Raw genomic sequence first — 9,141 nt, 5'->3', positions numbered from 1 at the left:
GGACTCACCATGACCGAGATATTAACGCTAGTAAAAATATTTTGGCCGCAGGGCTTGCGGTGTCAGTCTGTCGAGCGACCATAAGACCAGAACAGAGTAAATCTGTTAAGGCAGGTGCGAAAAATCCTTCGGGAAAGAAGCAGAAACCTAAATCGTGAGGTTTGGGAATCACCGTCCGTTCACGGCGGTGAGGATGTCAACAATCTAAGATAGTTACAATGAGAAGAAAAGCCTGAAACCGAGACAGAGACTATGGTTAAGCCTAGACCCGCCCAACGGTCAAATCTGTAGATATTTACTGTGAATTGTCCAAAAACTTATTTGGAAAAGCAAGATGCTCCCTTTCAGCATCTCCACGTCAGCTTAATAAGCGAGCTTAAAAGAAAGAGTTTACCGGCTGTTGGACTAGAAATTGAACAGGGTACTTACAGGAGGAACAAAACTGAGGCAGATAGAAATTCAAGGAGCCGATGCTATCAACGTTGCTCAGGACATCGTCAGAGATGGAAGGGGTGCAGGGCAGCTACGAAGTTATCTCCGAAGTGGAGAGAGAGGGAACCCTTGCCACCATCGCCACCATCATCGGCATTATTAGCGGAACAATCGCTATCGCCGAGAAATTGTACCAATTAAAGCGAAAAATGCTTGACTCTCCTGAAACCCCGAAGAGCGAACGGGTATTGATTGTGAGCAAAAACGGCGATCGCCTGCTGCGCAAAGATGCTACCCTAGAGCAACTACAAAAACTCTTGGAACAAGGAAAATCATGAAGACACTGCAATTGATCTTCAGGAGAGGGGTAGCAATAGCGTTGAGTTCCGATTTTTCTGGGACAACCCTAACCAGACTCGTACCTACACAAGATACCTGAGTGAAATCAATCAACTGAGCGATAGGATTGAAGTAGCTTAAACTAATGGCAAAATCTTTTACTCCTGAGTTAAAAAAACGATTATTAGAGGCAAATTGCTATTTTGAAAGAGTAGGGAAAGGTGATCATGAAATTTGGTATAGTCCGATCCTGACGGGGTGACGATGTGGCTAGACAGCTTGCTGTATAATAGCCATAGCAAGACTTTTAGCCATAGCTAGTATATTCATACGGTGGAAGTTCAGTTATATTGAAAAACAAAGATCTAACTATAACAATCTAGAAAATATAATTACTTGTGCAACAATGGTAATTCGCCTCAGACAGTGATGCAATTCAGACTTGAATTGGCCTCAGCGCCTCTCGAACCTAGGAAATTAATTTGGCACGACTACTTAATTTCTACGGGTTCTAAATTATCAGCAGGAGTAAAACCAAAGAGACGGGAATAAAAATAAAATTCTGCATCTAATGCTCGTTTTATCGATTCAGCTTGACGAAATCCATGTTGTTCTCCCGCAAAGGGAACGTAAGCGACGGGTAAACCTTTCGCTTTTAAAGCTTCTACCATCATTTCCGCTTGATTGGGTGGAACCACTCGGTCTTCTAAACCTTGGAAAAAGATCACTGGACAGGATAACTGAGCGGTAAAATGAATAGGCGATCGCTGATAGTAAATTTCCTTTTCTTGAGGATAAAGTCCCACCAATTTATCTAAATATCTCGACTCGAATTTATGGGTATCGTTGGCTAAAACCTCTAAATCACTAACTCCGTAATAACTAGCTCCTGCTTTAAAAGTATCATGAAAAGTTAAGGCCGCTAAAGTTGTATAACCACCGGCGCTGCCTCCGGAAATTGCCAATCTTTCCCCATCGACTAATCCCTGATTAACCAAATATTTTGCCCCGTTGATGCAGTCTTCCACATCGACAATTCCCCAATTTCCCAGCAAACGCTGACGATATTGACGACCATAACCCGTACTACCGCCATAATTGACATCTAGATAGCCAAAGCCGCGACTGGTCCAGTATTGCACCCGCAGACTTAAACTAGAGGTGGCCGCAGCCGTCGGTCCACCGTGACTTTTGACTAAAAGGGGCGGTAATTCGCCATTGGGGGCGGTATAATCGGGGTTTTTGGGGGGATAATACCAAGCATAGGCCGTTAGTCCCTTACTGGTGGGAAAAGCGAGCATTTCCGGAATCGAGAAATAATCGCTAGAAACAGTTAAATTACTAGAAGATTTGAGAATTTCTCTAGTTCCTGTGGCTAAATCCATTGAGACAACCGCCGTTACTTCCCTGAAAGAACCGCCAATAAAAACTATTTTGTTATCGCTAACTTGTAGGGAAGAAATGTTAGTATCAGCAGTAATAATTTCTTGGAATTCTCGATTAACAGTATCGATACTTCCTAAATACCAACGACCATTTTTTGTATAGCTACAAATAATCTGGGATTCCCCAGCAAAGCCGTAGTTAGATAAACCAAAAACCCAATGAGGGTAGGCAAATTCAGCATCAATTGGTTCGATAACTGGTTCGATTTGTTCATCGTGTTTAAAGCAATAAAAGTTCCAGAAATCATTGCGATCGCTGGTAAAATATAACTGTTCATCGGCGGACCAGCGCGGTTCACACACCGACTCATTTTCACCACCAGCAATGACCCGAATATTACTCAAATAAAGATTATTAATATCCGCCACCCAGAGAAAAGAACTATCCCAGGGCATATTAGGATGATTCCAACTAATCCAAGCTAATCGAGAACCGTCGGCACTTAAGCGAGGAGAGGTATAAAAATCATCGCCTGATACTAAAGTTTCTATGTTTCCTGTATCCACATCGATGCTGACAATACTATTAACTGGTTCTCGATCTTTTTGGCTATGATCTTCACAAATACAGATTAAACGATTGCGAAATTCATCGAGAATTAAATCCGCATAACGACAGGAATTTTCTGGGGTCAGAGGTTGGGGTAAACTATCAGCAGTTTGACGATAAATTCTTTGGTCAGCAAAATTACAAAAATAGATAATTCCGGCAACAATTAGATAGGAACCTCCCCCGTATTCATGGACACGAGTTCGCACATTAAAAGGCCCTGGAGTGATGTCTGTGGTTGTGCCGTCGGGGTTTAATTTAACTAAAACATTTCGCCCCTTTTCCTGTGGTCTGCCTTCTAACCAATAAATATCTTCTCCATCTACAGTTACACCACCAAGACTAATCGATTCTGCCACAATTAGATCGGAAGTAATCGGCGATTTCCAGGAACCGTAAGCTGATATTTGATGAGACATTTTCGACTAGAGCAGTGATCCTAATGGTGAACTAACTTGATCAGAAAGGCTGATAAATTAAGAAAATTCCGAGTAAACAGGACAAAGTAGGGATTAGGTGCATCCCTACCTGACTCTCTGTTTTCCTGCAATCGGAGCGGCGGGATTCGAACCCACGACCCCTACTACCCCAAAGTAGTGCGCTACCAAGCTGCGCTACGCCCCGATATTGAACCTTAACCATCATAGCGATAATCGCCGCATTTTGCAAGCTTTTTTTTCTTCCTTTCTCCCCCATCCCCGGAATTAGTGGCCGGCTATCTAGCTAGGGCTTGCTGAAAAAGTTTTTCGTGGGGACAGGGTGTGGGGTGTGGGGTGTGGGGTGTGGGGTGTAGGGTGTAGAGTTTTACCAGTTTTGAGGACGTTCGGCGAAGCTCAGTCGAGTGGACGGTGAGCTTGTCGAACCGCCGTGGCCAATTACCTAATTTTCAGGGAAAAAGTACCTGAATTTTCCCCCCGATCACTCCCATATCTGGTACTTTTTGATTGACAAAAAGTCTAAAGGTCTTACCCAATAAGGTTTTTAGATTTATTCAGCAAGTCCTGGCTAATTGGGGAATACGTCCTTTTAGTCCCGTCATTAATTGCAGGGCAAACAATTTCAACGGGGGGAAACCGCGCATAATTGCCAATCCGAGACGACGGATGACAACGATAGGCGGCCAGTTATTGGAGAACAGGCGATCTAGAAAATCCGTGAAGCCTAAAATCGCTAAATTCTCCGATCTACGCCATTTTTCGTAGGATTTTAGGGTAGAAAGCGCTCCTATATCTTCTTGCTTTTCTACTGCTTCCTTTAATACCTGCGCTAAAGCGGCTGCGTCGCGAATGCCTAAATTTAAACCTTGACCACCGACGGGATGACAACAGTGAGCGGCATCACCAATTAAAGCCAGTCGGGGTTTAACATAAGTATCACTCTGCATTAACTGTACGGGAAAGAGAGCGCGGGGGCTAACTAATTCTAGTTTTCCCAGTAATCCCCCCGTATATGCCTCTAATTTCTTGATAAATTCCGCTTCGGGCATTTCTTGCAGTTTTTTCGCTTCCCCATGGGGATTTGTCCAAACGATCTGACAGCGATTACCCTGGAGCGGTAAAATGCCCATCGGACCGGTGGGCCAAAATCTTTCAAAGGCGGTATCGTTGCGATCGAGTTGATGTTTAATGGTGAAAGCGACACAGGATTGCCAATATTTCCAACCTTTGGTTTTAATTTGCGCCCCTTGCCGGATAGCGGATCTGGCTCCATCGGCCCCGATGACTAATTTTGTGGTGATTTTTCGGGTTTGACCAGCTTCTTCCAGGGTGACAGTCGCTATTTCTGCTCCGTACTCCACTTCTAACACTTTAGCAGGGGATAACCAGTCAATGCGATCGCAATCTTGGCTGGCCTTGTGCAGGGCGGTTAAAATCACTTGATGTTCGCCCACATAGCCCAAATAATCGGTTTTTAGCTCATCGACCACAAAGGGGACAAAAATCGGAAAATCGGCATCAGAAAGGCGAATATGACGAAATTTACCGATACTGGGCGATATTTTATCCCAGATACCCAAGCCTGTAAAAATCCGGCTGGACATCAGCGAGAGGGCATAAGCTTGACGACGGGAGGCGGCCACCTCTAGGGGACGTTCCTCGATCATAGCGATATTTAATCCTGTATTTTTTAAGGCCACCGCTAGGGTGGTTCCGACTATACCGCCCCCGACAATGATTAAATCGTAGCTGTCCCGTCCTAACATATAAATATTTTTCTCAAAGATAATCAGTGACTACACTGATCTATTCTGACACGATTTTCGGGGTTGCTGTCGGGTTTGATGGTCTTCACCCCACCTAGCCATTGATCGACTTGAAAGGGTTTTGTCCGTTGCCGAGAGTTTCGGGTTATCGCTCTTCCTGGACTTCTGGAAGGGTGATAACAAGCGGCTAAGTAGCTGGTTATAATTAAATTAAAAATGGATTTTAGGTTCGATCCCCCCTGCCCCCCTTGATAAGGGGGGTGCCGATCCCCCCTGCCCCCCTTGATAAGGGGGGTGCCGATAGGCGGGGGGATCCCCCTTAATAAGGGAGTCATCTGATAATTTTTAACGCCTACCTACTTACAAGCTCTGTTAGCTGATGCTCCTGGGGTGCCAGTCTTCTTGGATACCCCGACTTGGGGCGACAACCCGAGAAGTTGGCTCAAGACAAAACCCGCAACAGCTAGACTACTCTTTTTTTAACTTAAGGCAAGCTTTCTATTAATTGAATCACAAAGTTAGCCCTTGCAGAATCGCCTAAAGCTAGATAACCTTCTCTGGCTTTACTATACCAAATCTTGGCTTGATTATTATCTCCTAAAGCGGCATAAACTTCTCCTAAACCAAATTGAGCCAAGGTTTTTTCTTCTAATTGTTCTGGTATCTGAGCTAATTCTATCGCTTTAAGATAATGATTGGTAGCTAGATTAGCCAGGCCAATTTGCCAGTACAAATCAGCTAAGTTTCTCTCGATGATGGCTGAATTTTGACCCTGTTTTATGGTAGTTTCTAGAATAGTAATCGCTTCACTGGTAAGATGATAAGTTGCTAGGGATTGGGAAGATAAAACATAGTTATTAAAAGTTGAAGTTGGTAGGGTATAAGTTCCATAAAAATCGGCTAATATTAATGCTTTAGTTTGCTTATTTATATTTAATTGTTCTATTTTATTAACTTCGGCCTGTATAGTTGCAACTTCTGAGGAATGTAACCTGATGAATTCTATTTTAGAAGCTTTATCTTGCTCGGAAGACTGTCCCCCATCGGTTTGAATTGTCACAGAATAAGGAATACCAGGCTGAAAAACTGGTGTTCCGGGATAGGAAATTTGGGTTTGAGAAACTTGCTTTTCCCAGATAATCCCCTGTGAATCCATAACTTTTATTGTGTAATATCTCGTTTGGGAAACTTCATTCCAGCGCAAAATGGGGGTATCTGTCCGTATCAGGGTGTGACGGGGTGAAATGAGATAGGGAATGAGTGCATTTGTTCCTCCTAAAGAACCCGGGGGTGGGGGATTTTTGGCTTTTAACGCTTCCCAGATGGGGCAAATTGTCTTTAGTCCAGAGGGTACACCTGAACTAACTGGGCGTTGTTGTAAATCGGGACATAATACTGTCACCCTAACACCCTGAAGAGGAAAAATTTGATCGCCTTTGTTTAATTCTGTATTAATAGAAACGGGTTTAAATTCAGTCCAATTTTGTCTTTTTAGCTTGACGATACCAGTTGTTGATTCAATTCTAGCAGGCAAGGCTATCCCTTTAGCACTTTCTAAAAATAGGGTCAGCATTCCTGTGGTTAATCCTAATAGGATGAGTTGGGTTTTGGTGAGCATTTTTGTTTCTCCCGGTTTGCTAGACATTGTTGTGCTTGTATTCTCCAGCTATCTTCGTCAGGATTTAAGCTGTTAGCGTATTGATTACAGGTTTCCCATTCTTTTAATGCCTCTGTTTGGTTATTTTGGGCTTCTCTTACCTGCGCTAGTAAACAATGAGGGGCAGCACTATTTTTATCTAATTTAATCGCTTCTGATAAAGCTGTTTCTGCCCCTGGAATATCTCCTTGTTTTAGCCTCGCCCAACCTAAATTTTTCCAGATAGCAAATTGGGTTTCTTGATCTAATTTTGCCTCAGATTGGGCTTTAAGTAAGAGGTGAACAGCAGCAGGATAATTTTTATTGAGAATATGTAATCGAGCTAGATTATTAATAGCGGTAGTTATTTCTCCTCCTTGTATAGCTAATATATATTCTTTTCTAGCTGAAGCAAAATCCTGTAATTCTTCGTAGAGTAATCCTAAGTTAAAATGTGCCTCAGCGTCATCTGGATTCAAAGACAAGGCTCGTTGATAATCTTCTTCTGCACTGCTCAAATCTCCCTTTTCATAATGACTCCAACCCCAATGATTATACCAGGTGGCTACAGTTGGTAAAGAGAGTCTTAATCCCCAAATACTCAGCATTAATAAAAAAGATAAACCAGCGCCAATTTCCTGCCAGTATTGTTCTTGAATCCCAAAGCGTGTCAGTAAGTTTTTTCCAGTTTCTTGTCCAGTTTTAGTTAAGACTCCTCCTGCGGCAAGTAAGGTTAATATACTTTGAAAACTGACTAAAACACCTCCCAAAATATCGCTTCCCCCTGAAAGAAACCGAGAGCCAATTTCACCAATTAATCCTAAAGAAATTGTCAAGAAAGTAACAGAAGCTCCATTTGTCAATAAATCGTATTTATGCCAAGGAGAATCAATTTTAGGGACTTCAAGTAGCCACCACCAATTTTTAGTATCGGGATTAAAATCGGGACGTAATTTGGCGATTGTTGGGGCGATTGTGGCTTGTTTTTTTCTAAGAATATTGTCTAATTCTTGGAGAATATTTAGGATATTATCAGGGATTAAATAGGTTTCTGTTAGCTTAGTTTGAATGCGATCGCGGGCTAGTAAAATATTAAGAATTTCGGCTTCTGTTGGTGTAGTATGCTCTTGGAGAATGGCGATCAAATCTTGATAAGTTTTTAGGTCTTGTTCTAGAGATGAATTAGACATAGGCTTAGAATACTTAGAATAGTGATTTTCTTAAAGTAAACCTAGAATTGTTCTTAACGCTGTTTCTAATTCTTCGAGATAAGGATTGTCTAAATGTCCCATAACTCGAATAATTATTGACTTATCTATGACTCTAATTTGCTCGCACAGTGCTACTGAATCTTGACTTAAACCTGCTATACCTTCTGGAATAAAAACATGAGAATCAAGTAGTTTGCGCCGGATTTTAGTGGTTAATGGCACAATAATAGTATGAGGACTTACGCCATTAGCTCGATCAATTTGTATGATGATTACAGGTCTAATTCCTGACTGTTCTGTGCCAATGACGGGGTTGAGGTCGCACAAAACCACATCACCACGAATAACGCTACCATTTGATTTCGCCACGAGCTAATTTTTCCTCATAATCTTCTAGATTTGACAAATAATCTGAAAAATCAGATTCTGCGATTTCTACGAAATCAGAAAACTGCTGATTGTACTTTAAGGTAAGGAAATCAATAAAGTCATTCACTTCTTCAACTAATGACTCTGGAAGTTGACGAATTTTGGCAATTGTAATATCTTGGACTGTCATGATTGAGAATTGTTCTTGAGAGTGGGGTACTAAAGCGCAACTACAAACTGATCATAGCATTTTTGAGCAGGATTTTAAAGATTTATCTGATAACTAACAACTGATAACTGATAACTGATAACTGATTATAATCCATTGCCAATGAGAATAAAAGGCGCCCAGTAACGGGGATGGCTGAGGCGATTTGCTACGTCCGATGGCACTCCTTCAATAGGTTCTATTCTAATACTACCACGCCGCTGCTCATCGGTTGGGTTATTACTGGTAATCAAGGCAATTTGTGCCTGTTGTAATGCCGCTGCTTTACTCAATTTACCCGTCCTCAAAGCAGCATAAAAAGCATTCATCAAAGCTTGTGTACCGCCATCGTCAACACTCCATAAAGAGGCAATAACTGCCCTTGCACCTGCGGTTTGTAGTCGATATCCTAACCCTAAAATTTCGATTCCTGTGCCGTAATTACCCCCTAAACCTGTCTCGCAAGCACTCAAAACAATTAAATCAATATTTTTAAACCGCCAGTTTTTCATTGTTTGTAGAGTCACAACTGTCCCATGTCCAAACAGAATAAAAGACTGTTCTGGAGTTCCCACCACAAAGGCTGCATGGGTGGCAAAATGGACGACAGTATAGCTATCCAGTAGGGGAATATAGCAATTCTTGGAGCTATGAGGTACAATGGAAAGCAAATAGACAAATAATAGAACTTACCAGCTTCCTATGAGACCCTATTCCGTAGATTTTCGCCAAAAAATTATCGATGTCT

7 protein-coding genes, 1 tRNA gene and 2 pseudogenes are annotated in these 9,141 nt (G+C 42.1%); 2 read left to right on the top strand and 8 right to left on the bottom strand.

Annotated features, from left to right (window positions below; all coding sequences use genetic code 11):
• Window positions 1-158: pseudogene (locus tag EWV68_RS10795) on the top strand (RNA-guided endonuclease TnpB family protein); the annotation flags it as partial.
• A gap of 284 nt (window positions 159-442) precedes the next feature.
• Window positions 443-770, top strand: a pseudogene (locus EWV68_RS10790) (hypothetical protein).
• A gap of 492 nt (window positions 771-1,262) precedes the next feature.
• Here the strand turns inward: EWV68_RS10790 and EWV68_RS10785 are convergent.
• From EWV68_RS10785 to EWV68_RS10750, 8 genes are all read right to left on the bottom strand, one after another.
• Window positions 1,263-3,185 (bottom strand): S9 family peptidase, encoded by a 1,923-nt coding sequence (locus EWV68_RS10785; RefSeq protein ID WP_287169763.1) that lies wholly within the window; start codon window positions 3,183-3,185, stop codon window positions 1,263-1,265.
• Between the two features lie 131 nt (window positions 3,186-3,316).
• A tRNA-Pro gene (locus tag EWV68_RS10780) sits at window positions 3,317-3,390 on the bottom strand.
• A gap of 367 nt (window positions 3,391-3,757) precedes the next feature.
• Complete coding sequence (locus tag EWV68_RS10775; RefSeq protein WP_287169762.1) at window positions 3,758-4,969, bottom strand: FAD-dependent hydroxylase; 1,212 nt, start codon at window positions 4,967-4,969, stop codon at window positions 3,758-3,760.
• 484 nt (window positions 4,970-5,453) lie between these two features.
• Window positions 5,454-6,587, bottom strand: a complete 1,134-nt coding sequence (locus EWV68_RS10770; RefSeq protein ID WP_287169760.1) for a tetratricopeptide repeat protein — start codon at window positions 6,585-6,587, stop codon at window positions 5,454-5,456.
• The gene (locus EWV68_RS10765) at window positions 6,557-7,795 is read right to left on the bottom strand and encodes a tetratricopeptide repeat protein (RefSeq protein WP_287169759.1); all 1,239 of its coding nucleotides are present in this window, start codon (window positions 7,793-7,795) and stop codon (window positions 6,557-6,559) included. The genes EWV68_RS10770 and EWV68_RS10765 overlap by 31 nt, the downstream gene beginning before the upstream one ends.
• Before the next feature lie 30 nt (window positions 7,796-7,825).
• Window positions 7,826-8,185, bottom strand: a complete 360-nt coding sequence (locus EWV68_RS10760) for a type II toxin-antitoxin system PemK/MazF family toxin (RefSeq protein WP_061430235.1) — start codon at window positions 8,183-8,185, stop codon at window positions 7,826-7,828.
• Window positions 8,166-8,375 carry a DUF2281 domain-containing protein gene (locus tag EWV68_RS10755; protein WP_002789196.1) on the bottom strand — a complete coding sequence of 70 codons (210 nt, stop codon included), beginning with the start codon at window positions 8,373-8,375 and terminating at the stop codon, window positions 8,166-8,168. Before EWV68_RS10755 ends, EWV68_RS10760 begins: the two co-directional genes overlap by 20 nt.
• Window positions 8,376-8,500: 125 nt before the next feature.
• Window positions 8,501-9,064: a CHAT domain-containing protein gene (locus EWV68_RS10750; RefSeq protein WP_287169757.1), complete on the bottom strand. Its 564-nt coding sequence runs from the start codon at window positions 9,062-9,064 to the stop codon at window positions 8,501-8,503.
• Between the last annotated feature and the right edge of the window lie 77 nt (window positions 9,065-9,141).

The sequence above is a fragment of the Microcystis sp. M_QC_C_20170808_M9Col genome (assembly GCF_007095495.1).
Classification (GTDB): Bacteria; Cyanobacteriota; Cyanobacteriia; order Cyanobacteriales; family Microcystaceae; genus Microcystis; species Microcystis aeruginosa.
The sequence above is the reverse complement of the archived record's forward strand: the minus strand, read 5'-3'. Positions and strand labels throughout refer to the sequence as shown.

What these genes read in the sequence shown, in the direction of transcription:
- EWV68_RS10785 (WP_287169763.1), bottom strand. Translation starts at nt 3,185, where the DNA reads ATGTCTCATCAAATATCAGCTTACGGTTCCTGGAAATCGCCGATTACT.
- EWV68_RS10775 (WP_287169762.1), bottom strand. Translation starts at nt 4,969, where the DNA reads ATGTTAGGACGGGACAGCTACGATTTAATCATTGTCGGGGGCGGTATA.
- EWV68_RS10770 (WP_287169760.1), bottom strand. Translation starts at nt 6,587, where the DNA reads ATGCTCACCAAAACCCAACTCATCCTATTAGGATTAACCACAGGAATG.
- EWV68_RS10765 (WP_287169759.1), bottom strand. Translation starts at nt 7,795, where the DNA reads ATGTCTAATTCATCTCTAGAACAAGACCTAAAAACTTATCAAGATTTG.
- EWV68_RS10755 (WP_002789196.1), bottom strand. Translation starts at nt 8,375, where the DNA reads ATGACAGTCCAAGATATTACAATTGCCAAAATTCGTCAACTTCCAGAG.